Below are 23673 nucleotides of genomic sequence, written 5' to 3' on the forward strand. Positions count from 1 at the left end.
GACACCCCGTCTCAGAATGTGGACCGCGGAATGAGACGGGCGCGAGACACGGCGTCACACTCCGCTCCCGCGGCCCGCGCGGGCGCCCGTGACGGCGCCCGTGTCGACTCGGTCCCCCGGCAGGTCGAGTCGGCCGGGCTGGACCAGGAACTGCGGGCTGCGCCCCTGCCGCACTGCCTCCAGCTGCTCGAGCACGAGCTTGCGGATGCGGGGGCGGAAGGACTCGTTCGAGCCGCCGATGTGGGGCAGCACGATGGAGCCCTCCGCCGCCATCAGCGGGTGGTCACCGGGCAGCGGCTCGGGGTCCACGACGTCGAGCGCGCACCGAAGGCGCCCGGCCGTCACCTCCGCCGTGAGGGCCGCCGTGTCCACCACGGCGCCGCGGCCCACGTTGACCACGAGCGCGCCGTCGGGCAGCTGGCAGAGCAGCCGCTCCCCCACGAGGTGCTCGGTGGTGTCGGTGAGGGGAAGCGCGAGGACGAGGATGTCGGTGCGCGGCAGGATCTCCTCCAGCTCCGCCACGCCGTGCACGCGCCCGGAGGCGTCCTCCCGGGCGTGGGAGGCCACCCGGGTGACCTCCACCTCGAAGGGCTCCAGGCGCGCGATGACGGCCCGCCCGATCTCCCCCGTGCCCACCACCGTCACGCGGGAGTCCGCGAGGGAGCGGGAGAAGTACCGCTCGTAGCGGCCGGCGCGCTGGTTCACGATCGCCCGGTCGAACTCGCGCTGGGCGGCGATCATCAGGCCGAGCGCCACCTCCGCCGTGCCCGCGGCGTGGACCCACCCGCCTGCCGCGAGGGCGACGTCCGGGCCGATCTGCTCCGGCACGCCGTCGTAGCCCGTGGACTGCAGCTGCAGCAGGGCGACGCCGCGCAGCACCGAGGTGTCCTTGCGCCAGCGGTTCGAGTAGTAGGGGGCCACGGCGATGTCCACGTCCTCGCGGGAGCACCCCTCCGGCTCCCCCACGAGGTCCCACAGCACGCAGCGGAAGTCCGAGGTGGCCGCGCTGATCTCCTCGAACAGGCGCGGCTCGGGGAGGGAGATCACGTGCAGGTCGGTCAGGGCGATGTCCCGGGGCGTGGAATCCATGCTCGGAGTCTACTCAGGCACCCCTCTCGCCAGCCCGCCCCGAGGGGCGCATCGCCCCTGGCCCGCACCCGATTTGACTCCCTCCGCGGTGGTGCTAAAGTTATTTCTCGTTGCGAGGGAAAAGGCAACGGCGAGAGCCGGACAGCATCTTCCAGAGCATCACGCGCCTCTAGCTCAATTGGCAGAGCAATTGACTCTTAATCAATGGGTTCAGGGTTCAAGTCCCTGGGGGCGCACCAGCACGAACGACGAAGGCCGGGTCACCGAGGTGACCCGGCCTTCGTCGTCTCCGACCCCTGTTCAGCAGAGAGGTGGCACCCGCATGGTTCCCGTCCACGCACCGGAGGACACGGGTCACGTGGCGGCGCCCGAGGACACGGTGCAGCAGTGGGCCCGCGAGCGCGCCGACGTACTGCCCGGCACGGGTCTCGAGCACCCTTTCGGCCCCGAGTGGGACGTCTTCAAGGTGTGCGGCAAAGTCTTCATGCTGCTCACGGAGCTCGGCGAAGAACCGCTGGTCACCCTCAAGGCCCGCCCGGAGGATGCCCGCGCGCTGCGCGAGCAGTACGCGGCCATCACACCGGGCTACCACATGAACAAGAAGCACTGGATCACGCTGCGCCCAAGCGCCGAGCTGGACCGCGAGCTCGTCGAGGAGCTCGTCACGGAGTCCTACCTGCTGGTCCTGGAGGGGCTCCCCCGGTACAGACGCCCCGTGGACCCCGCCACGTTCGGGAACACCCCGAGCTGAGGCGAGCACCGGGTCGAGCTCAGCAGCACCGCTCCGTGCGGGCCCGGGGACCGCGCGATCGACGGCGCGTGAGGCACCCTGCGTCGTCGACCGAGGAACCGGAGACCTACGAGGAAGTGCCCGGGGCTCCCGTGGTCGAGGAACCCTCCACCGAGGCGTGCGCACCCTGAACGGCGGCCGGAGTGGCGCCGGAACCATTGTCGGAACCCGCGTCGAGGTCCTCCTGGACCTCCTGGCGCCACCGGGCGCCCCCGAGCGAGGAGATGATCTCCGCGAGCCGGCGCCGGAACTGCTCGTCCGACTCGTCACCCGCTCCCAGGAGCCCGTGCTCGAGCCTGGCCGCGTCCTCCAGCACCCGCTCGCCCGCCGGGGAGATGCTCACCACGTGCGAGCGCCGGTCCTGCTCGTTCTTCGACCGGGTGATGTGGCCATGGACCTCCAGGCGGTGCAGCGTCTTGCCCATGGTCTGCGCCTGCACCCGCACCTGGTGCGCGAGCTGCGCCTGCGTCATGCTGCCCTCGGAGTGCAGGACGTCCAGTGCCATGACACCCGCGTGGGTGATGCCGAGCGACGCGAGGTTCTCGTTCCACGCGTGCTCCACGAGTCGCGCTGCCGTGGAGAGCAGTCGGTTCGTGGGCCACTGGTTCCTGTATGGCATGTGCTGATCTTATCCGCTCAAAAATTTCCAGAACATTACAGTAAGCTCACTGAGCGGTCAATTCCCGGGGGACGTGCGCAGCATCCGCCCCTGTCGGAGCGGCCTGCCGAGATCTCCTCCGCGGAGATCCGCGCGGCCCGCGGGAACGACTCGCCCGAGGGGGACCGAGACACTCCGAGCACTGCGACGAGTGACCGGACCGCCCCTGCCCCAGGAGTGCACTGTACGTGAGGTTGCATACTTGGGGAACACCTGTCACCCCACGACGGAAGGAATCCACCGTGTCCGCACGCCTGTCCCCCGGCGATCCCGCCCCCGAATTCAGCCTGCCGGACGCGCACGGCGAGACCGTCTCCTCGCAGCAGCTGCGCGGTGAGCGCGTGATCCTGTACTTCTACCCGAAGGCCGCGACCCCCGGGTGCACCACGGAGGCCTGCGACTTCCGCGACAGCATGGCCTCCTTCTCCGCCGAGGGCTACCGGGTGATCGGGATCTCCCCGGACGCCCCCGCCGCGCTGGAACGCTTCACCACCGACCAGGAGCTGGGATTCCCGTTGCTCTCGGACCCTGACCACCGCGTGGCCGAGGCCTACGGCGCGTGGGGCGAGAAGAAGAACTACGGGAAGGTCTACGAGGGGCTCATCCGCTCCACCATCGTGGTGGATGAGCAGGGCACGGTGACCCTCGCGCAGTACAACGTGCGCGCCACGGGCCACATGGCCAAGCTCCGTAGGGACCTGGGCCTCGACGCCTGAGCCCCGCGGCGTCGACGGCGCGGCGGCCGGTGCCGCACGGCCCCGCCGCGGCCCGGCCCCACACGGCACGGCCCCACTGCGGCACTCACCCACCGCAGCACTGGCCCATCGGCGCACCCACTCCTCGCGGCACTCACCCATCGCGGCCTGGCCCGGCCTCGATCCGCGCCCACCCGGGCCAGGCCCCTGCGCGGGCTGAACCCACCGCGGCCCGGATCCGCCCCGGGCGGCGACGGTGACTGGTTAGGATGGAGCACGATCTCGACGGCGCGCGGAGCATCCCCGCGGCCGGCGACTGCGCGAGTGGTGGAACTGGCAGACACGCAGGATTTAGGTTCCTGTGCCTCACGGCGTGCGGGTTCGAGTCCCGTCTTGCGCACCATGCCCAGCCTGCCGAGCGCAGGACTTTCCGACGACGCCAGAAAGGTCCCGATGGCCGCTGAGAACCGTTTCGGCCGGCGCAGCTTCCTGGCCGCCGCCGGTCTCGGGCTGGCACTGTCGGGCTGCTCGAACGCCACGGCCCGCCCGTCCGCCGGCGCATCCGTGCCCAGTGGGCACTTCGTCCTGGCCCACGCGGCCGCGCCCGCCGGTCTGGATCCGTCGCGCCGGAACTCGCAGGAGACCTCCCGGATCTCTGCCCAGATCCTGGAGGGGCTGGTCTCCGCCGACCGCTCCACGGGAGAGCCGGCACCCGGTCTCGCCGAGTCGTGGACCGTCTCGGACGACCGCCGTTCCGTGACGTTCACGCTGCGCCGCGACGTCGTCTTCCACGACGGCTCCCCGCTGGACGCCGAGGCTGTCAAGGCCAACTTCGACAAGTGGCAGGCGCAGGCGGAGTCGGACGAGTCCTGGGCACCGCGCTGCGCGTTCGCCACGACTTTCCGCCACGGCCACGCGAACCCGCAGATCAGCACCGCGTACTCCGGGGTGGAGGCCACTGACGAGCACACGGTGGTCCTGCACCTGACCCGCCCCTACACGGCCCTGCTCTCCGCGCTCACCCAGCCGGCGTTCGGGATCGCCTCCCCGGCCAGCATCGCGGACGGCTCCGGGGAGGAGCACCCCGTCGGCACCGGACCCTTCCGCTTCGACTCCGCCTCGGACAGCTCCGTGACCCTGGTGGCCCACGACCGCTACTGGGGACAGCTCGGAGACGTGGGCACGCTCGAGATGCGCGTGGTCCCGGACGCCGACGTGCGCTGCGCGCTGCTGCTCTCCGGCGACGTCGACGCGTACGATCTCGTGGAGCTCGACGCCTTCGGTCCCCTGGCCCGGCAGGGCGTGCAGGTGCTCTACCGAGACCCGTACTCCGTGAGCTACCTCGGCCTGAACCCGAGCGCCACGATCCTGCAAGACGTGAACGTGCGCCGCGCCGTCGCCGCCGCCATCGACCGCGGTGCGATCGCCAAGTCCCTGTTCCCCAACGGCACGAACGTGGCCAACCAGTTCGTCCCGGCCCGGTTCAACGTGGACGGCGACGACCTCCAGATCCCCGGCTACGACCCGCAGCACGCCAAGGACCTCCTCAAGGCCAGCGCGTACAACGGGCAGCGGCTACCCTTCTACTACCCGCGCCACACCTCCCGCATGTACCTTCAGGAGCCCGAGCGCGTGTACGCGCAGATCTCGGCACAGCTCACGCGGGCCGGCTTCTCCATCAAGCCCGTTCCCGTGAACTGGGCGGACGGCTACGCGGACGTGGTCACGGACCCGGAGAAGGACCACGCGTTCAGCCTGCTCGGCTGGAGCGGCAGCTTCCGGGACCCGGACAGCTTCATGGCGCCGCTGCTCGGGAACCCGGACTCCCAGATGGGCTACTCGGACAACGGGATCATGACGGCCGTCAACCGTGCCGCGATGATGCCGGACGGCGATTCCCGCAGCGCCGCGTACAAGGCCCTCAACAACCGCGTGTCCGACATCGTGCCGGCCGTCCCCCTGTGCCACCCCGTCTCCGCAGTGGCCGTGAACTCCCGCGTGACCTCTTTCCCCCTCACCTCAACGGGTTTCGAGCGCTTCAACGAGCTCCAGCTCGCCTGACCTCGGCCCCACCCGTTGGGACTTGCCCCGGGCGGGCGATACCCTGGACGACGAACGCCAGGGTGCGATGCCGCGCCCATCACGAACGCACGGGAGAAAACGTGACTTCACCTCAGCACACCGAAACCGCCGACGTCGTCCTTGTGGGTGCCGGCATCATGAGCGCCACCCTGGCCACACTGCTCAACGACCTCCAGCCGGAGTGGAAGCTGACGGTGCTGGAGCGTCTGGACGCGGCCGGCCTCGAAAGCTCCAACGCCTGGAACAACGCGGGCACCGGCCACTCCGCCCTGTGCGAGCTCAACTACGCCCCCCAGGCCTCGGACGGCACAGTCAGCGCCACCAAGGCACTGAACATCAACGAGCAGTTCCAGATCACGCGCCAGCTGTGGAGCTCGCTCGTGGAGAACGGCACGCTGGGCGCGCCCAGCACATTCATCAACTCCGTGCCCCACATCTCCATGGTCTTCGGCGACGACCACGCGAACTACCTACGCGCCCGCTACGACGCCTTCAAGCCCCACAAGCTCTTCGAGCGCATGGAGTTCACCGAGGACCGCGAGCAGATCGCGCAGTGGGCTCCCCTGACCATGCACGGCCGCGGTGCCGGGCGCGTAGCGGCAACGTTCGCTCCCGAGGGCACGGACGTGGACTTCGGCTCTCTGACCAACCAGCTGCTGCGCCACCTGGGAGGCCGCGGCGTGAGCATCCAGTACGGCCAGCAGGTCACCACGCTGGAGCGCCAGAGCGACGGCTCCTGGCTCGTGTCTGTGAAGGACCGCCTCAACCGCGACAACAACCGCGTGATCCGGGCACGCTTCGTGTTCCTGGGTGCCGGCGGCGGCGCGCTGCCGCTGCTGCAGAAGTCCGGGATCAAGGAGGCCAAGGGCTTCGGCGGATTCCCCGTCTCGGGGCTGTTCCTGCGCAACGTGGACCCGACCATCACGGCCCAGCACAATGCCAAGGTCTACGGCCAGGCGTCCGTGGGTGCCCCGCCCATGTCCGTGCCCCACCTGGACACGCGCTACGTGGACGGCGAGCGCGCCCTAATGTTCGGTCCCTACGGCGGGTTCCGCCCGAACTTCCTGAAGCAGGGCTCGCTGCTGGACCTGCCCAAGAGCGTGCGCGCGCACAACCTCTACCCCATGACCCGGGCGGGCATGGCGAACCTGGACCTGGTCAAATATCTCCTGGGCGAGCTCACCAAGACCCGCTCCCAGCGCATCGAGGCGCTGCACGAGTACTACCCCAGCGCCGAGGAGTCCCAGTGGGAGCTCATCGAGGCCGGTCAGCGCGTGCAGGTCATGAAGGCCGACAAGGCCAAGGGTGGCGTGCTGCAGTTCGGCACGGAGCTCGTGACCAGCGCGGACGGCTCCATTGGGGCCCTGCTCGGCGCCTCCCCCGGCGCCTCGACCGCGGTGCCGATCATGCTGAACCTCCTGACCAAGTGCTTCCCGGCCAAGATGTCCGAGTGGGAGCCCCGCATCAAGGAACTCATCCCCGCCTACGGTGTGAAGCTCAACGACAACCCGGGGCTCGCGGACGAGATCATGGGCCACACCGCCTCGGTGCTCGGCATCAAGTAGATCTCACGCGCTCTTTCGAGGGGGCTTTCGTGCACAGCGTGCGGAGGCCCCCGTTCTCTTTTCCCCGTGCCCCCTTTTCGTGGACAGGCCCCGTGGCTTCGGCCAGAAGTGTGGACACAGGTCATAAGAGAACTGTCAGTACCCTCTCGTAGCATGTAGATAACGCCCATCGGGGGGTGGGCGTTATTAAAGGGGGAAGTATGACGTCAAGGGGGAGTATCGAGGCGTGGGATGCCTTGAGTCGCTGCCATGTCTCCGTCACGCGGGAGCTGCAGCGCGAAGTCGATCTTCGCGGTCTGTCCCGTCGTGAGTTCGAGGTGCTGACAACGCTGCACAGCGCCGACCGTGGGGGCCTGAGGCTGCGAGACCTCAACAGCCACGTGCTGCTGACGCAGTCGAGCCTGTCCCGCATGCTCGAACGTCTCGAGAACAAGGGACTCGTGACTCGCCGTCAGGACTCCCAGGACCTGCGCGGAGTGCGCGTGGCCCTGACCGAGGCCGGGAACCGGCTCCACGACGAGATCTCGCAGGACAATGACCAGAAGGTCGCGGACGTGATGAGCACTGCGCTCGACGCCCAGGAGATCAGGGTCCTCACGCGGCTCAGCGAGCGGATCCACCAGTACGCGCTCTCGCTGTCGCGCTGACACGCGCCTCACACCCGCACCGCGCCCGTGAGTTCTCACGGGCGCGGTGTCGTCGTCCGGGGGCGCGACGGCGCGCGGCAGGTTCCTGCGGCGGCTGACCGCGGGATTCGCAGCCTCGAACCGGGTGTTCCGCGAAGGCTGCCCAGGGGTTGCCCGACGGACGGCAGGGCGGCGGGCGACGTCGTCGGCCCGTGCGAGCGCCGGGACCGCGAGTACTGGGCTGCGGGCCGGGAAGTCAGTACACTTCTGGGAGTATTCCCGCTCCGCATCCGTGCCTTCCGCTCCCCGAGAGGACCCCCATGACCGATCAGAACCCGGAGTCCACCGCGCGCCGGAAGGACGCCGCTCCGCACCCTGACCACGACTCGAAGCCCGACTCCCCCCACCAGCTCCAGGGCCGGTCCTGGGGGTACATCTTCAAACGCGGCCTGGCCGAGTTCTCGAAGGACGGGTGCACCGACCTGGCGGCTTCCTTGACGTACTTCGCCGTGCTGTCCATCTTCCCGGCGCTGCTCGCGCTCGTGTCCCTGCTGGGCGTCTTCGGACAGGGCGAGGCCACCACCACCGCGATCCTGGACTTCCTGGACCAGTACGCCCCGTCGTCACTGGTGGAGCTGCTCTCCGGCCCCATCTCCCAGCTCACCACGCAGTCGGGGGCGGGGCTGGCCCTGGTCGTCGGCATCGTCGGTGCGCTGTGGACCGCCTCCGGCTACACCGGGGCCTTCGCGCGCGCCATGAACCGCATCTACGAGGTCACGGAGGGGCGCCCCTTCTGGAAGCTGAAGCCGGTCATGCTGCTCGTGACCCTCGTGATGGTCCTGATCGTCGCGCTGGTGATGATGATGGTGCTGATCTCGGGCGACATCGCACAGACCCTCGGGGACCTCGTGGGCCTGGGCAGCACAGCCGTGACCGTCTGGAACTGGGCAAAGATCCCCGTGATCATCCTCCTGCTCGTGCTGCTCATCGCGATCCTCTACTACGCGACGCCCAACGTGAAGCAGCCCAAGTTCAAGTGGCTCAGCCCCGGTGCCGCGATTGCGCTGGTGACCATGGCAGTGGCCGGCCTGGCGTTCGCGTTCTACGTGGCGAACTTCGCCAAGTACAACGCCACCTACGGCGTGATCGGCTCCGTGATCATCCTGCTGCTGGGACTGTGGATCATGAACAACGTGCTGCTGCTGGGCGCCGAGGTGGACGCGGAGATCGAGCGCGGCCGCCAGCTGCAGGGCGGCATCCGCGCCGAGCGCACCATCCAGCTTCCCCCGCGCGACACGGCGCAGGCCAAGAAGCTGCAGAAGAAGGAGGAGAAGCTCGAGGCGCAGGGCCGCAAGATCCGGCTGCACACCGAGCACATCGACTACTCCCAGGGCTCCTGAGCCGGTTCCGGCACAGCCTGTTCCTCGTGAGGGGCCCGCACTGTGACCACCGTGCGGGCCCCTCGTGCACTCCCGATCTCCCCCTCCGCCCCTCCGCCGGGGCGCGCTCCTCGGCGGGCGCATTTCCTCGGCGGGCGAACGACGGCGCACGGCCGGTGTCCCGCGCACGGGGTAACGCGCATACTGGGGTGGACACAGAATCCGAGTCGACGGAGGCAACCGCATGCACAAGGTCAAGGGCGTCGTCGTACGCGCCAAGAACGAGCCGGCAACCCTCGAGACCGTCCTGGTCCCGGATCCCGGGCCGGGCGAAGCACTCGTGGACGTGCTCACGTGCGGGGTGTGCCAGACGGACCTGCACTACAAGGTGGGCGGCGTGGGGGACGACTTCCCCTACCTTCTGGGCCACGAGGCCGCCGGCGTGGTCAGCGCGGTGGGTGAAGGCGTCACCGAGGTGGAGGTGGGTGACCACGTGATCCTCAACTGGCGCGCGGTGTGCGGCGAGTGCCGCGCGTGCCGGCGGGGCGAGCCCTGGTACTGCTTCAACACCCACAACGCCACGCAGAAGATGACCCTGGAGGACGGCACCGAGCTGGAGCCCGCCCTCGGCATCGGGGCGTTCGTGGAGAAGACCCTCGTGGCCGCCGGCCAGTGCACGAAGATCGAAACCCCGCTGCAGGACGAGCAGTACGCGGCCGTGGGCCTGCTCGGCTGCGGGGTGACGGCGGGGATCGGCGCGGCGCTGAACACCGGTGCGGTCAAGCGCGGCGAGTCCGTGGCCGTCATCGGCTGCGGCGGTGTGGGCACCGCGGCCGTCGCCGGTGCCGCTCTCGCCGGCGCGACCACCATCATCGCGGTGGACGTGGACGACGAGAAGCTCGCGACCGCGCAGCGTCTCGGGGCCACCCACGTGGTCAACTCCCGCACCGCAGACGCCGTGGAGGGCATCCGGGAGCTCACCGACGGCAACGGCGCGGACCTCGTCATTGACGCCGTCGGCGTGCCGGACACCTTCATGCAGGCCTTCCAGGCGCGAGACCTCGCCGGGCGCATGGTGCTCGTGGGCGTGCCCAACCCCGGAACGGTTGCCGAGATCCCCCTGGACGAGGTGTTCTCGCACGGCGGGTCCATCAAGTCCGCGTGGTACGGGGACACCCTGCCCTCCCGCGACTTCCCCATGCTCGTGGACCAGTACGTGCTGGGCCGCCTGGACCTGGACGCGTTCGTCTCTGAGCGCATCGGCCTTGACCAGGTGGACGAGGCGTTCGAGACCATGAAGTCCGGCAAGGTCCTCCGCTCCGTGGTGGAGGTGGCCCGATGACGCAGACACCCGAGACCGTCGTCACCGATCCCCGTGACGGTGTGAGCGTGACCAACTGCGTCACCGAAGGCACCTTCAGCCTGGACGGACAGACGTGGGACGTCGAGAACAACGTGTGGGTCGTCGGGAACCAGGCCGAGTGCGTGGTGATCGATCCCGCCCACGACCCCGAGGCCGTGCTCGCGGCGGTGGACGGCCGCACCGTCACCCACGTGCTGCTCACGCACGGCCACGACGACCACATCAAGGCCGTGCGGGACGTCGTCGAGCAGCTCGACGGCAACCCTCCCGTGCTGATGAGCCACGAGGACCTCATGCTCTGGCACGCCGTCCACCCCGAGGGCACCGAGCCGGAGCCGCTGCACGACGGCCAGGAGCTCACCGCCGGCACCGTGACCTTCACGGTGCTCGCCACGCCCGGCCACTCCCCCGGCTCGGTGGTCTTCCACGCCCCCGATCTCGGTGAGCACGGAGTGGTCTTCACCGGCGACACCCTCTTCCAGGGCGGCCCGGGAGCCACGGGACGCTCCTACTCGGACTTCCCGACGATCATCGACTCGATCGACAAGCGCCTGCTGACGCTGCCGGAGGACACGCTCGTGCTCCCCGGGCACGGAGACGCCACCACGATCGGCGAGGAGAAGCCCCACCTGGGCGAGTGGATCGCCCGGGGGCACTGACCTGTTCCCGCCACCGGCCGACGACGCCGCCCCGGTGCCTTCCACGGTGAAGGCGCCGGGGCGGCGTCGTAGTTTCTCTCCCCCCCCCCCCAGCCGTGGGGAGGTCAGATCCTGGGATCGTGGACCGGCGAGCGGCGCAGCGTGTAGCTGAAGAAGAGCGCAGTGCCCAGCAGGAGCATTGCCGCCGCGACCGGCCCCATGGCCGCGGACATGTAGTCGCGGTGCACGCCGAGGTAGGCGCAGACGATCAGCCCCACGGCCGTGGATGCGCTGGAGACCACGGACATCTGGGCGACCAGGCCCAGGAACCCCGTGGTGACGCCCACCTGACCGGCGGAACTGTGCAGGCACAGCAGGCTGGGGCCGGAGAAGAGACCCACGAGCAGCAGCACCACCGAGTACCCCAGAGACCCGGAGGGTGCCGAGAGCAGCATGGACGTCACCAGGGCCCCGGTGCCCGAGAGCACCATCATGTTGGACGCCGTGATGCGGTGCCGGAACCGCACCGCCAGGCTCGAACCCACGGCCGCGCCGAATCCCAGGAGCGCGTAGATCGCACCCATCGTCTCCACGCTGTCGAGAGACACGGAGTAGACCGCCAGGCAGCCCTGCACAGCCCCGAGCAGCGCATTGAGCGCGCCGATGCCGTAGAGCAGACCGTGGCGCAGCCGGAACGTGGTGGTGCGGGGTGCGGGCGGCACGGAACGGTCCACCCGCAGCAGGTGGACCGGCACGTTGGCCTGCGGATAGCGGGACGAACGGTGCGCCACGAAGAGCGCGATGGTGACGAGGGACAGTGTGGCAGAGACCTTCAGAACGGAGGAGGGGCCAATGACCACCGCGAGCAGCCCGGTGAGGGCCGCGCCCAGAACGGTGGCGAGGGCCTCGTTGACGGACTCCCGCCGCATGGCCGACGAGAAGGCTTCGAGCCGACCCTGTCCCTCCAGGACGGAGGCCCAGCGCAGACGGGCCGCGAGGCCCATGGGCGCCAGGGAAAGGCCTGCGATGAAGAAGGGAACGAAGGCGGAGACCGCACCCCACGAGACGGGCACCGTGGAGACGTCCACCCGGGAGAGCTGCCACATCACCCCGCCCTGGATCAGGGCGATCCCGGCCAGCGCCCACTGCCGCCAGCGGACGTTAGAGAACAGGGCCATCCCCACGGCGCACACGGCCATGCCGAGACAGAGCGCGGCGGAGCTCAGGGCCGCGGCCCACGCCGAGGACGCGGACACCGCAACCCACGTGAGCACCCCGAGCGGAGCCATGACCTGGGGCAGCCTCAGCAGCAGGGTGATCGTGCTGAGCTGGCGGTCGCTGCGGACGAGCCGTTCCCGTGCGGCGGGATCGGGCGGCGCGGAAACGGGCACCGGGGTGCGGGTCGCGGTACTCACCGTCTCAGCCTACGTGAGCACCGCAGAACCGGTCTCGACGCGCAGGTGCGAACCCCGGGGGGTCTTGGTGACCACCAGCTGGGTCTCGATCCGCTGCTTCATCTCGCTCACGTGGGAGACCACCCCGATCACCCGCCCACCGCGGCGCAGCCCGTCCAGGGTCTCCAGGACCTGTTCCAGCGTCTGCTCGTCCAGGGAGCCGAAGCCCTCGTCCACGAACAGCGTGTCGATCTCCGTGCCCCCGGCATCTGCCCGCACGACGTCCGCGAGCGCCAGTGCCAGCGCCAGTGAGGTGAAGAACGACTCGCCCCCGGAGAGGGTCTCGGTGCCGCGGCGTGCTCCGGTCCAGGCGTCCTCGATCTCCAGCCCCAGGCCGGACTTGCCACTGCCCCGGGTCTGGTCGGTGTGCACGAGAGTGAACCGCCCGGACGACATCGTGGCGAGGTGCTCGGAGGCGACGGCCGCCACATGTTCCAGTTTCGCGGCCAGGACGAAGGAGGTCAGGGTCATGCGGAGGGAGTTCTCCGAGGAAGTCGCGGTGGCCACGCCGGCGAGCCCGCTCAGGCGTTCCGCACGGTCCCGGGCAGCTCGCAGTGCGGCTTCTCGGGCGGGTGCCTCGTGGGCATGGGACCGCGCCTCGGCGGTGAGGCCTTCGAGGCCCCCGAGCAGCCGGTTGAGCGCATCCCTGTGCCGCGCCGCCTCGTCGCACTCGGACTGGGCCCGGTGACGTGCCTCCGCCGACGCATCCTGGCGTTGCTGCTCGGTGAGCCGAGCGGCGCGCTGCATGTCCTGGGTCGCGAGTTCCGCGTCCAGCGCCGCGACCTCGCTGGTGACACGCGTGACCCAGCCGGTCAGGTCAGTGGCCTCCTCCTCGTCCATGAGGGCCTCGTGGACCTCCGCCTCCGTGCTGAAGGGGGACCGCGCGAGTGTGCGCTCGAGGGCTTCCTCCGCCGTCCGTTCCTCGTGCCGGGCCGCGTCCCGTTCGTCCTGCGCGTCGGACCAGCGGGTGGTGAGCTGCACGAGTTCCTCGGCGGCCCGGACCCAGTCCTGGACGGACGCGAAGGGCCCGAGGGCACGGGTCACACGCTCCCGCTCCGACGCGCAGCGGGCACGTGCCGCCTCCACACCCGTGCGCACACCCGCCATCTGCGTGGCCACGTCACGTTCCTCCGTCTCGAGACGGGTCACGGCTTCGTGCACGGTGGCCACTTCCTCCGTGCCGCGCTCCAGTTCCGCGAGGGCGGATTCGAGGGCCTCCTCGGCGAGAGCTGCCCGCCGTGCGCGTTCCGCGACGTCTGCGAGGTCCTCAGTCGCACCGCGCGCCAGGTGTTCCGCGCTCGTGCGCTGCGCCTGCTGCCAGCGCTGGTGGGCCGCATCGGCGGTGTTCTGCGCCGTCTCCCGATCCTCCCGGGCGCCTTGGAGCATCCCGGGGCTGACGTCCTGCTCCGCATCTCCCGTGGCCGGGCACGGGTGCTCCGTGGAACCGCACACCGGGCACGGATCCCCCTCGGAGAGTTCGCGGGCGAGGCTGGCGGCGGCACCGGCATAGCGGCGGGCCTCCAGGGACTCCACCCGGCGGGCCGCTTCACGCCGGGCAGTCTCGGCGGACTCGAACTCTGCGGCCCGCGCGTTTTCCGTCTCACGGGCCCGGGCGTAGTCACGGCTGGCCTCGACCGCCTCGCGCGCCGCCCGGGCACGCTCCCTCACGAGGCCCTCGTCCTTGACGTGCAGTTCGAGCTCCTGGCGGGAGTCCTCCCACCGCACGAGGTCCGCGCGCCGTGCGGTCAGCTCCGCCGCGATCTCCTCGGCTCGCAGCTCAAGTGCATGCAGACTCTCCTCGTCCCGCGCCAGGGCGGTCTCGTCCTCGGCCAGGGTCCGGGCACGTTCCGCTGCAGCCCGTGCGGCCTCACGCGCGGTCACCGCCGCGTCCCGCAGCTGCCGGGGCATCTCGGGGGTGCTCTCCAGCTCGCGGACCAGATCAGGTTGGTCGCGCAGGACGTCCCGGAGTGACCGTGCCCCTGCGGTGTCCTGCGTGAGTGCCGCCCGCAGGGCCTCGACCGCGGAGGCAGAGTCCGCCACGCGCTGTCGAGCCCTGACCGCCGTGGTCACGGGCTCCGTGAGGGTCTCTGCAGCCGTGTGCTCCTCGAGCCGACGTCCCGCGTCCTCGAGGCGCTGCGACTGCGCCCGCAGCTCGGCTCGACGCGCCGCGAGCCGGTCGAAACGGGCGAGGAGCCCGCTCAGCGCCTCGAGTTCCGTGATCCGCTGCTGAGAGGCCGCATGGCGATCGGCAGCTTCATCGCGGGCGGCCCCGGCACCAGCAAGCGCCAATTCGCAGTCGGACACGAGGGCGCTCCACCGCTCGGAGAGGCCAGCCGGTTTCTCCTGAGGAGGGGTTTCGCCGCCGCTGTCCTCGTCATCGCCGCCGTCGTCGTCCGGGGAATTATCCTCGCTCGCCGTGCGCACTCCGTCCGCTGCGTCAGCCGGCGACAGGACGGGTCCCCTTCCGGGCAGACCGCTCCGCGGATCCTGCTCGTTGAGTTGCGACAGGCGCTCCCCCAGGCGGTGAAAGAGTTCCTCGGAGCGTTCCCACTCGAGCTGAGCCGACGCCGTGTCGGCCCTGGCGGCATCTGCCCGGGCCTTCAGCTCCTCCTGGACGTCCGCGTAGACGTCCGTGCCGAACAGCGTCTCCAGGAGTTCCTCCCGCTCCCGGGATCCGGCCTGGAGGAACTGGGCGAACTTGCCCTGGGGCAGCATCATCACCTGGGTGAACTGCTCCCGGTCCAGGCCCACCGCGTGGTGGATGGCCTGGCCCACGTCGTCCGGGCGGTACCCCCGGTCAACCCACTGCCCCTCCGTGTACTCGCGCAGCAGCACTGTGGCGTGGCGGTCGCTCCATCCGGAGGCCGCCCGCGTGGAGGGCTCCCGCCACGCCGGGGTCCGGGTGACGCACCACCGTCGGCCGGACGCCGTGAACTCCACCTCCACGCACGGCCCGGTGTGGGGGTCCGCGTGGTCGCTGTGCTGGACCTTGCGGCCGCCCTTGCCCACGGTGGTGGGTCCGGAGCCGTAGAGGGCGAAGCAGACGGCGTCCAGCACGCTCGTCTTGCCGGCACCGGTCTCGCCGTTGAGCAGGAAGACCCCGGCTTCGTTGAGCGCATCGAAGTCCACGGTCTCGTGCTGCGGGAACGGCCCGAAGGCGGTGATCTCCAGACGGTGCAGTTTCACTGTTCCACTCCCCTGCTCTGCACGGTGGAGACGACGTCCGCGATCTCCGCCGACTCCTCCGCCGTGAGTCCGCGCGAGCGGACGTGCTGGTAGAACTGGGCGCACAGTTCCTCTGTGGTCGTGGCCTCCGCCAGGCGTGCGCTGTAGGCACGCTCGGTACTGGCCCGACCGCCGTCGGGCTCCCACCTCAGCTCCACCGTCTTGGGAAAGCGAGCGCGCACCCGCTCCATCGCGGAGGCCGGGCGTTCCTCGTCCGTGAGGACCACTTGGCACCAGGCCTCCTCCTCCGTGCCGAGCGCGGGGTCGGAGAGCAGCGACTCGAGCGGGCCCCGCAGCCGGGCCAGCCGCAGGCCGGCCCGGTGGTCCAGGGGGACGACGTCGTCCACGCCCTTCTCACCGACCGTCACCAACCACGCGCCCTTGGCGTGGGTGGCCTCCGAAAAGGAGTAGGCCACGGGTGATCCGCTGTAGCGAGCCGTCTCCGTGATGCGCTGACGTCGGTGGATGTGGCCCAGGGCCGCGTAGTCGTGCGCCGCGAAGACCTGCGCCGAGACCGTCCCCAGTCCTCCGGAGTCCACCACGCGCTCGGAATCGGTGGCCTCGGCCCCCGTGACGAAGGCGTGCGCCATGACCACGGATGCGGGTGAACCTCGGGAGGCCCGGTCCTCGTTCACACGGTGTATGACCGCGCCCAGCACCGCCTGGTGGGTGAGTGCGCAGTCGAGCAGAGGCGCGGTGGCCCGCGGATCCAGGTAGGGAATGCCGTAGACCGCGAGGGCTGCGGCGTCATCACCCGTGGACGGAAGCTGCGGGGCCGTTCGCCCGCCGGTCTCTTCACCGGCCACCTCGACCCGGGTGGCTGTGACCCCTCCGACGGACGACTCCGAAAACAGAACCGGCCGGGCGGAACCCTCCAGAGTGGTCAGGAGGAACACTCCGCCATGGGCCATGATGCGGGAACCGAAGCCCAGGCGCGCCGGGGAGTCGTGGTTGCCACTCGTCAGCACCACGTAGGCCCCCGCCTCCCGGATCTGGGCCAGGGTCGTGTTCAGCAGCTCCACCACCTCGGTGCGGGGTTGAGCGCGGTCGTAGACGTCGCCGGACACCAGAACCACGTCCACCCCGTACCGGCGGACCCAGTCGACGATCTCGCCCATGGCGCGCGCCTGGACATCCAGGATGTCGACGCCGTGGAAGGTCCGCCCCAGGTGCCAGTCGGAGGTGTGCAGGATCAGCATGAGCCCACTGTAAGACGGAGCACAGACACGCATAAGCGACGGTCGTCGGTGAGGAGAGACCCCGGTCGAGGTCGACTGCCGGAACGCCGTGCCGTCCCTCTGGCCGACCCGATGTCTCGAAATCGCGGGATTGTTGCGCCGCTTTGTGCCTCCTCACACGGCTCTGACATGCGGTCATGCATGCGCATATTCCACGCTCTCCACAGTGCGCGACCGGGTGTGGCTCCCGGCGGGAAGCACCCCTATGCTCTGGGAGATGTTGGACACGTCACACCTGGTGTGGCGAGACAGGGGGAATTCATGAGCATCCACGATGTCGTCGCGAGGAGCCGACGTGCAGCGGGGGTCTCCGCCGCGGTCCTGGCGGCGGTGCTGCTCACGGGGTGCACGGGTGGTGGCGGCGCCCCCGAGGAGACGGCCACGGCGTCGACCGACTCCTCGTCATCCTCCCGCGCCAGCGCATCGGCTGAGTCCACCGCCAGCGCCGGGGCCGGGGACACCAGCACGACGACGCCCGCACCTTCCGGCTCGGAGAGCCCCCTGCCCGACGACTGGCGCCCCCAGGAACCCACCGTGCTCGCCACGGGCCAGAAGGTTCCCGACGACTACGAACCCGCCACCCTCGAGCACCCCGCGAGGAACGTGCCGAAACCCGTCATGCCCGAGGAGGCCAAGCAGGAGACGGAGGCCGGCGCGCAGGCTTTTCTCAACTACCGAGCCGATGCACAGTGGTACTCCATTCAAACCGGCGATACCTCGTTAATACGCCAAGTCACCTCTACAGACTGCGCGAATTGTGTTGAGCAATACGACTCGTTCGATCGCGTGTACTCCGACGGAAACTGGTCCGGTGGCGGAATGGAAATTCAAAAAATTATCCCTGATTCATTTATTAAGCGTGCTGACGGCGGGTACAACCTACCTGTCGAAACGGTAAATTACGGGCTGGTTACCTTCAGGGGTGGTAAGGTTATAGAGCGACAGATTCCCTTTGACCTAAAAGACCGCTTTGATGTCTACATATTGTACAAAGAGGGGTCCTGGCTGTACGTTACCGCATCTCCGCGAGGATCGATGTGATGCGAACCTTTAGCACGTGGGCTATCCTTGCCGTTATATGTTTATCATTAACTATGACGCCAGCAAGGGGCGACGATGGCAGTAATTATGGGGGATTTGGCAACGGGCGCGAAGATGGCTCCGTCAATACATCCGCGAGTGCTAATGGCAGTTCCATCACTATCAAATTAGATGCAAATCACGCTCCAGGCGCAAACGCCACTTCTGGGGTATCTTCGGGTGGCTTAGGGGTAACGGCCAACGGTGCACCCTGGGATCCCGACAAGGATGCCGCATTTCAGAAAGCTCTGCGCAACGCCTTGATGTCGAACGACGACTCCATCTTCTTCAACTCGCAGCTCATGGACACGGCCAAGAACCGGACGACCTACGGTCTGCAGGATCCCTGCATCGACGACAAGGGCTCTGCGCTCACTCGCTGCCGGACGTCGCAGGAGTGCACCGATGACTCGGGAGCCAAGGGTGTGAACATGGACGTCGTGGTGGGTGGCACTGGGGACGGCCAGCGTTCTGCTCGCGGGACACAGATGTGCGTGGCCCAGGGACAGGCTGAGGGTGCAGACGATGAAGGCTACGTCCCCCTGCCCGTCTTCACGCTCCAGGATTTCCAGCAGCTCGCGGTGGCACCGGCGGAGAACCACGCCCAACCAGCCCCGGACACCTTGAAGAACATGAACACGAACGTCTACGCGGTGGCGCAGCCCCAAACTTTTGAGACCACCCTGGGCGGCTATCCCGTGTCGGTCCGCGCCTATCCCGTGCAGTACACCTGGAACTACGGCGACGGCAGCACACTCGGCCCCACTCCCCTCACGGGCGCCCCGCTGGCAGACGGGGAATGGGACGTCCCCACCGACACGTCGCACGTCTACACGGCCACCGGCGACTACAGCCTGACTCTCACCACCTCGTTCTACGGGGAGTACAACATCGCGGGCACCGGGTGGCAGCCGGTCAACGGCTACAACCAGGTCACGTCGCCGCCCGTCGCGCTCACGGTGTGGCGGGCCACGGTGCACAACGTCGCCGACGACTGCCTGGTCAACCCCGCGGGACTCGGCTGCCCGGGCGGTCGCCGCTGACGCGCACTCGGAGACCCAGGAAGTCAGGGGCCCAGGAGCCGGGGAGCCGGAAGCCCAGGGCCGGGGAGCCCCGGAGTCAGGGAATTAGGACTGAATCGAGCCGCGCCGTGAAGTCGCACCTTTCATAGACTGGAGCCATGACGTCACCCGGGACCCCTGAACTGCTGGACCGAGACCACGGCCTGGATCCGTCGTCGTCGGACTATCCGAACGCCGTGCGCAGCGTCCTCCTGGCACCCTGGGCCGCAGGTGACCCGGTCGCTGGGAACGAGGCCGTCCAGCTCTCAGCCCGCACGGTGAGTGCGCTCAACGAGGTCGCGCGCTGGGCCAACGACGGCCAGTCCGCTGACCCCACCGCCTGCGCGTGGCTGGCGTATCTCCGCTGGGCCGTCGCCAACGGAGCCCAGCTCCCCTCCGACGCCCCCAGGCCGCCCGTCGACGTCCTTGACCGTGACTTCCCTGCGCTCTCCGCCCCTGGTCCGCACGACGGGGACAGTTTCACCGCCCTCGCCACCGGCCGCCTCGGAGAGGTCCTGCGGCCGGTCCTGCCGGACGCGCAGAGCCCCGAGGTGCTGGCGCGCACCGCGCCGTACGGCCTGATTCCGAACGTGGGGTGGAAGTCGCTCATCGTGCTGGCCCTCGACTCGGCGGCGATCACCCACGGCAGCCCGGAGGCACAGACCGCGGCAACGGCCCTGGCCCTCACGGTCCACGCGGCCGTTCGAGCCCGCAGTTCAGGCGCTTCGCTGGCAGAGGTTGTTGCAGAGACGGCCCGGGTCTCCTCCGAGATCACGAGGCCCGCCCCGCGCACACGTCACCTGCTCGCCACCCTGGCCGACGCGGACTCCCGCGCGGCGCTCTGGACCGGTGCTCCCGAGATCCTCACGGGTCGGCTGGGCACGGGCGCCACGGCCACTGAAGCCCTGGCTCTGGGCCTCGCGGCACTGCTCGCGGTCGAGGACGCAGCAGAACGTGAGGTCCTCACGAGTGGGGACTCCACACGTGAGGACCACGTCGGCGACCGTGCGTTGACGGGCCGTGGCCGGCCCGGCTCGGGAGACGACGTCGCTCGCGCGGCCTGCGCACTGCTCACCGACCGGGGCGTGACGAGTTCCGCGGCGCGGCACGTGGTTCTCGTCGTCGCGGCCGCCCGCTGGGGACTTGCAGCCGCTCGGGTGGAGACAGAGAATGCGCCCCGGGCCGACGATCAGCGGGCGGCGGAACCCATGACGTCCGACGGCGCTGACTCCCTCGGCGCCGCTCCCACCGTGGGGGCCCCGGCGGGATCACGCCGAGGCAGCACTGGGAACACCGAGGACACTGAGAGTGCCGGGATCACCGACAGTGCCGAGGGCGCCGGGTCGCGGGATGCCGTAGATCCGGTGCGCGCCGAGCTTCTCTGCCTCGCGGAGCAGTGGAACTCCCTGTGGCGGCCCTGACCGGGCCCTCCGAGACTGCGGACCAGTCGTAGCTCCGGCCTGCTTTCCCGAGTCCGCGGGCTAGTGGCAACCAGGCAAGCGGCAAGTGGCAGCACTGACTGACACCCCGGGGCCACAGGCACGTGACAACCCGGCTCGACCCCGCACCGCCCGACCGGGAGTGAACCCCTCAGAGTTCTCCGCGCTGCATCCTCACCCCGTAGTGCGCCGCGAGCTCGGCCATGCTGTCGGCCCCGCTGCGCCGCGCCAGGTCCCGCACGATTCCCGCGCAGGCCAGTGCGTCGCTCAACGCGTTGTGGTGGTCCTGCACCTCGGCCCCCGCCGCGCGCGAGGCCGAGGGCAGCGCGTAGGAGCGCAGGGTGTACGCCGCGCGGGAGAGCCGCAGGGTGCACGCGTAGTCCCACGCCCGGGCCGCCCCGCCGCAGGCGTTGTTGGCTGCCTTGACGACCCCCGTGTCGAACACCGCATTGTGCGCCACGAGCACCGCATCCGGGTCCTGCGGAGTGATCGTGCGGCACACCCAGCCCCAGGCCGTCTCGAAGGTCGGGGCGTTCTGGACGTCCGCGGGCCGGATGCCGTGGATCCGGATGTTTCCCGGCTCGAAGGCGTCGTGGCCCGGAGGTGGCCGGAGCAGCGAGTAGCGCGTGTCGACCACCTGTCCGTCCTGGACCCGCACCACGCCCAGGGCGCATGCGGAGGCCAGGCTGCGGTTGGCGGTCTCGAAGTCGATGGCGGTGAAACTGACGGGCACGCTCCGAGCCTAGGCAACGGCTCCGACACCCAAACCGGCCGAACCAGGCGCGGTCTGGCCGAGACCGGTCTGCCCGAGATCAGTCTGGTCGAGACCGATTCGGCAGAGAGCAATCCGGCAAAGCCAGGCGCGCCGAGAATGGTCTGCCCGGAAGCGGCTCGCGCCGCAACGACCGTCAGGCGGCCGCGACGGCCCGCGTCTCGTACCACGCGTCCGCCTTCTCCACGGCCTGCCGGATCTGCGCGGCGTCCAGCTCGTGGTGCAGGGCGTAGGCAATGGCCTGCAGGGGGAAGATCCTGGCGTGCAGCTGCGCGCGCTCGTAGCTCTCGGGATCGGTGGCCTCACGCACGCTCGACCAGCCGAACCACAGCCCGAGCGAGGCGACGTCGTAGGCGGGGTCGCTCATGCAGGCGTGGTCCCAGTCGATGACACCCACCAGGTGCTCGCCGTCCCACAGCATGTTGGAGCCCATGAGGTCCCCGTGGACCAGCTGGGGGGTCACGTTCTCGAGCGCCACGAGGTCCTCGATCGCCCCCATGGCCCGGTCCCTGTTGCGCGGCAGCAGCAGGGGCAGCACCTGGTCGAGGAGAACGTGCCTGCGGCGGTGTCCGCCCCAGTGCTGGCCCGGCCGGTCCAGCCACGGCTCGGCGTCACGGGCGTCCGCGTGCCGGATCTGCTCCAGTGCCCGGCGGAGCTCCCGGGGGTCGGCCGATCCCGGCGCGCGCGGGGCCCCCGGCAGCCAGGTCATCCCCACGGCCGTGTAGCGCCCGTCCTGAAGCACCGGGGTCAGCGGCCGGGGAATCGCGAAGTCGAAGTCGGGCAGCCGCGTGAGCGCCTCGGTCCGCCGCCGGACGTTCTCTCCGGACGTGGGGTTCTTGGCGATCCGCACGCTCATGAGGTGCCCGACGTTGACCACGATGTGCGCCGATCCCCCGGCGTGCAGCTCCCACTCGGAGCGGTCCACGCTCACGCCCGCCTCTGCGAGGACCGCCTCGACGGCGCCGGCAAAGGGGAGGTGTCCGCACGCGAAGGTCATGTGTCAGCCCTCGGGCTCCGTGGCGGGAGAGGCGGTGGCCTCGGACGCCACGACGTCGCCGCTGCCGCCCGCTTCGGGGGCAGCGCCGCAGTCCCGCTGGAGCAGTTCCAGCAGGATGGGGAGGGCCTCGGCCATGGCACGGGCACGGTGGCTGATCCGGTTCTTGTGCTCGGGGCTCAGTTCGGCGCAGCTGCGTCCGTTCTCCCCCTCAGGAGCCAGGACGGGATCGTAGCCGAAACCGTTCGATCCGACGGGCGCGGTCAGGATGGTCCCGGGCAGCTCGCCGTGAACCACGTGCTCCTCGCCCCGCGGGTCCACCACGGCCACGGCGCACACGAACTTCGCACGGCGGTTCTCGGGCGCGATGTCCGAGAGCTGGGCGAGCAGCAGGTCCAGGTTGGCCGCGTCGTCGCCGTGCGTCCCGGACCAGCGCGCGGAGAAGATTCCCGGCGCCCCACCCATCACGTCCACGGCGAGACCGGAGTCGTCCGCGAGCGCGATCAGACCGGACTCGGCGGCCGCGGCGCGCGCCTTGAGCAGGGCGTTCTCCTGGAAGGTCACGCCGGTCTCGACGACGTCGCCCAGTCCGGCCGCCGCAGCGTCCACCACGGCGCCGGAGAACCCCGCCATCTCGAGCATGGTCTGCAGCTCGCGGACCTTGCCCTGGTTGTGGGTTGCCAGCACGATGCGGGCACCGTGCGGGTCAGCGGTCACGGGTGCCCTCCAGCGTGCTGCGCTGGATCTGCGCCAGCTGCGCGCACCCCGCCACGGCGAGGTCGAGCAGGGAGTCGAGCTCGTCCCGGCGGAAGGGCGCGCCCTCGGCGGTGCCCTGGACCTCCACGAAGTCCCCGGAGCCGGTGACGACCACGTTCATGTCCGTCTCCGCACGCACGTCCTCCACGTAGGGGAGGTCCAGCATGGGCACGCCGTCGATGATGCCCACGGACACGGCGGCCACGGAGTCGGTCAGGGGCTGGGCGCGGGGCTTGAGGATGCCGTTCTCGCGGGCCCAGGTGAGTGCGTCCGCGAGCGCGACGTACGCGCCGGTGATGGACGCCGTGCGGGTGCCGCCGTCCGCCTGCAGGACGTCGCAGTCGAGCACCACGGTGTTCTCGCCGAGGGCCTCGAGGTCGATGATGGAGCGCAGAGAGCGGCCGATCAGCCGGGAGATCTCGTGGGTGCGCCCGCCGATCTTGCCCTTCACGGACTCACGGGCCGAGCGGGTGGAGGTGGCTCGCGGGAGCATCGCGTACTCGGCGGTGACCCAGCCGCGGCCCTGGCCCTTGAGCCAGCGGGGCACGCCCTCCGTGAGCGAGGCGGTGCACAGCACCCTGGTGCCGCCGAACTCGATGAGCGCGGAGCCCTCCGCCTGCTCGGACCACCCGCGGGTGACGGTGACGGGTCGCAGCTCCGCGACACCGCGGCCGTCCGAGCGGACCACCTGCTCAGCGGACGAGTCGCTCTGACCCTCGGCGGTGGTGGTGGACGTGGCCGGATCGGTAGGCGAGGTCATGCGCTTCAG

Annotated in this window: 20 protein-coding genes and 2 tRNA genes; 13 read left to right on the top strand and 9 right to left on the bottom strand. The window is 69.8% G+C overall.

The genetic code is table 11. The features are described from left to right. Nucleotides 1-54: 54 nt before the first annotated feature. Entirely contained in the window at nucleotides 55-1089 is a 1035-nt protein-coding gene (locus tag D8M39_RS05090) for an NAD(P)-dependent oxidoreductase (protein WP_094394208.1), read from the bottom strand. A 163-nt stretch (nucleotides 1090-1252) separates the two neighbouring features. Here D8M39_RS05090 and D8M39_RS05095 point away from each other — a divergent pair. Then, a tRNA-Lys gene (locus tag D8M39_RS05095) sits at nucleotides 1253-1328 on the top strand. 83 nt (nucleotides 1329-1411) lie between these two features. Next, entirely contained in the window at nucleotides 1412-1840 is a 429-nt protein-coding gene (locus D8M39_RS05100; protein WP_055083378.1) for an MmcQ/YjbR family DNA-binding protein, read from the top strand. 106 nt (nucleotides 1841-1946) lie between these two features. Here D8M39_RS05100 and D8M39_RS05105 read toward each other — a convergent pair whose 3' ends face one another. Continuing rightward, complete coding sequence (locus tag D8M39_RS05105; protein ID WP_055083376.1) at nucleotides 1947-2498, bottom strand: MarR family winged helix-turn-helix transcriptional regulator; 552 nt, start codon at nucleotides 2496-2498, stop codon at nucleotides 1947-1949. 281 nt (nucleotides 2499-2779) lie between these two features. Here D8M39_RS05105 and bcp point away from each other — a divergent pair, with 281 nt between their 5' ends. From bcp to D8M39_RS05145, 8 genes are all read left to right on the top strand, one after another. After that, nucleotides 2780-3253: a thioredoxin-dependent thiol peroxidase gene (bcp, locus tag D8M39_RS05110; RefSeq protein WP_126874563.1), complete on the top strand. Its 474-nt coding sequence runs from the start codon at nucleotides 2780-2782 to the stop codon at nucleotides 3251-3253. A gap of 297 nt (nucleotides 3254-3550) precedes the next feature. Further along, nucleotides 3551-3635 (top strand) — tRNA-Leu (locus D8M39_RS05115). A gap of 50 nt (nucleotides 3636-3685) precedes the next feature. Next, nucleotides 3686-5293, top strand: coding sequence for an ABC transporter substrate-binding protein (locus D8M39_RS05120; protein ID WP_055083372.1), 1608 nt, complete (start codon nucleotides 3686-3688; stop codon nucleotides 5291-5293). A 101-nt stretch (nucleotides 5294-5394) separates the two neighbouring features. Beyond that, nucleotides 5395-6879, top strand: coding sequence for a malate:quinone oxidoreductase (locus D8M39_RS05125; RefSeq protein ID WP_094394212.1), 1485 nt, complete (start codon nucleotides 5395-5397; stop codon nucleotides 6877-6879). 236 nt (nucleotides 6880-7115) lie between these two features. Next, nucleotides 7116-7526 (top strand): MarR family winged helix-turn-helix transcriptional regulator, encoded by a 411-nt coding sequence (locus D8M39_RS05130; RefSeq protein WP_232300230.1) that lies wholly within the window; start codon nucleotides 7116-7118, stop codon nucleotides 7524-7526. 299 nt (nucleotides 7527-7825) lie between these two features. Next, a complete protein-coding gene (locus D8M39_RS05135; RefSeq protein WP_126874564.1) occupies nucleotides 7826-8905 on the top strand; it encodes a YihY/virulence factor BrkB family protein in 1080 nt (359 codons plus the stop codon). 223 nt (nucleotides 8906-9128) lie between these two features. Further along, the gene (locus D8M39_RS05140) at nucleotides 9129-10226 is read left to right on the top strand and encodes an S-(hydroxymethyl)mycothiol dehydrogenase (protein ID WP_126874565.1); all 1098 of its coding nucleotides are present in this window, start codon (nucleotides 9129-9131) and stop codon (nucleotides 10224-10226) included. Beyond that, nucleotides 10223-10906: an MBL fold metallo-hydrolase gene (locus D8M39_RS05145; protein WP_094394218.1), complete on the top strand. Its 684-nt coding sequence runs from the start codon at nucleotides 10223-10225 to the stop codon at nucleotides 10904-10906. The genes D8M39_RS05140 and D8M39_RS05145 overlap by 4 nt, the downstream gene beginning before the upstream one ends. Before the next feature lie 104 nt (nucleotides 10907-11010). Here D8M39_RS05145 and D8M39_RS05150 read toward each other — a convergent pair whose 3' ends face one another. The 3 genes from D8M39_RS05150 to D8M39_RS05160 are packed head-to-tail and all read right to left on the bottom strand — an operon-like array spanning nucleotide 11011 to nucleotide 16763. Further along, entirely contained in the window at nucleotides 11011-12300 is a 1290-nt protein-coding gene (locus D8M39_RS05150; protein WP_055083361.1) for a hypothetical protein, read from the bottom strand. A gap of 9 nt (nucleotides 12301-12309) precedes the next feature. After that, a complete protein-coding gene (locus D8M39_RS05155) occupies nucleotides 12310-15525 on the bottom strand; it encodes an AAA family ATPase (RefSeq protein ID WP_238693963.1) in 3216 nt (1071 codons plus the stop codon). Beyond that, nucleotides 15522-16763 carry an exonuclease SbcCD subunit D gene (locus D8M39_RS05160; RefSeq protein WP_055083357.1) on the bottom strand — a complete coding sequence of 414 codons (1242 nt, stop codon included), beginning with the start codon at nucleotides 16761-16763 and terminating at the stop codon, nucleotides 15522-15524. Before D8M39_RS05160 ends, D8M39_RS05155 begins: the two co-directional genes overlap by 4 nt. A gap of 300 nt (nucleotides 16764-17063) precedes the next feature. Between D8M39_RS05160 and D8M39_RS05165 the strand changes: the two genes are divergently transcribed. From D8M39_RS05165 to D8M39_RS05175, 3 genes are all read left to right on the top strand, one after another. Continuing rightward, nucleotides 17064-17843 (top strand): DUF6318 family protein, encoded by a 780-nt coding sequence (locus D8M39_RS05165; RefSeq protein WP_094394220.1) that lies wholly within the window; start codon nucleotides 17064-17066, stop codon nucleotides 17841-17843. 302 nt (nucleotides 17844-18145) lie between these two features. Next, nucleotides 18146-18925 carry a PKD domain-containing protein gene (locus D8M39_RS05170; protein ID WP_055084882.1) on the top strand — a complete coding sequence of 260 codons (780 nt, stop codon included), beginning with the start codon at nucleotides 18146-18148 and terminating at the stop codon, nucleotides 18923-18925. 137 nt (nucleotides 18926-19062) lie between these two features. Further along, nucleotides 19063-20364 carry an ADP-ribosylglycohydrolase family protein gene (locus tag D8M39_RS05175; RefSeq protein ID WP_126874566.1) on the top strand — a complete coding sequence of 434 codons (1302 nt, stop codon included), beginning with the start codon at nucleotides 19063-19065 and terminating at the stop codon, nucleotides 20362-20364. Between the two features lie 169 nt (nucleotides 20365-20533). On the opposite strand, the gene D8M39_RS05180 is transcribed toward D8M39_RS05175, so the two are convergent. The 4 genes from D8M39_RS05180 to rph form a co-directional block, all read right to left on the bottom strand. After that, nucleotides 20534-21115 (bottom strand): 3'-5' exonuclease, encoded by a 582-nt coding sequence (locus D8M39_RS05180; RefSeq protein WP_055084884.1) that lies wholly within the window; start codon nucleotides 21113-21115, stop codon nucleotides 20534-20536. Between the two features lie 175 nt (nucleotides 21116-21290). Beyond that, nucleotides 21291-22151, bottom strand: coding sequence for a phosphotransferase (locus tag D8M39_RS05185; protein ID WP_055084886.1), 861 nt, complete (start codon nucleotides 22149-22151; stop codon nucleotides 21291-21293). Nucleotides 22152-22154: 3 nt separating this feature from the next. Then, on the bottom strand, nucleotides 22155-22865 hold the full coding sequence (gene rdgB / locus D8M39_RS05190; RefSeq protein ID WP_094394224.1) for an RdgB/HAM1 family non-canonical purine NTP pyrophosphatase: 711 nt from the start codon (nucleotides 22863-22865) through the stop codon (nucleotides 22155-22157). Further along, the gene (gene rph, locus D8M39_RS05195; protein ID WP_094394226.1) at nucleotides 22855-23664 is read right to left on the bottom strand and encodes a ribonuclease PH; all 810 of its coding nucleotides are present in this window, start codon (nucleotides 23662-23664) and stop codon (nucleotides 22855-22857) included. The genes rdgB and rph overlap by 11 nt, the downstream gene beginning before the upstream one ends. Between the last annotated feature and the right edge of the window lie 9 nt (nucleotides 23665-23673).

It is taken from the genome of Kocuria sp. HSID17590, from assembly GCF_003989485.1.
Taxonomy (GTDB): Bacteria; Actinomycetota; Actinomycetes; order Actinomycetales; family Micrococcaceae; genus Kocuria; species Kocuria salsicia.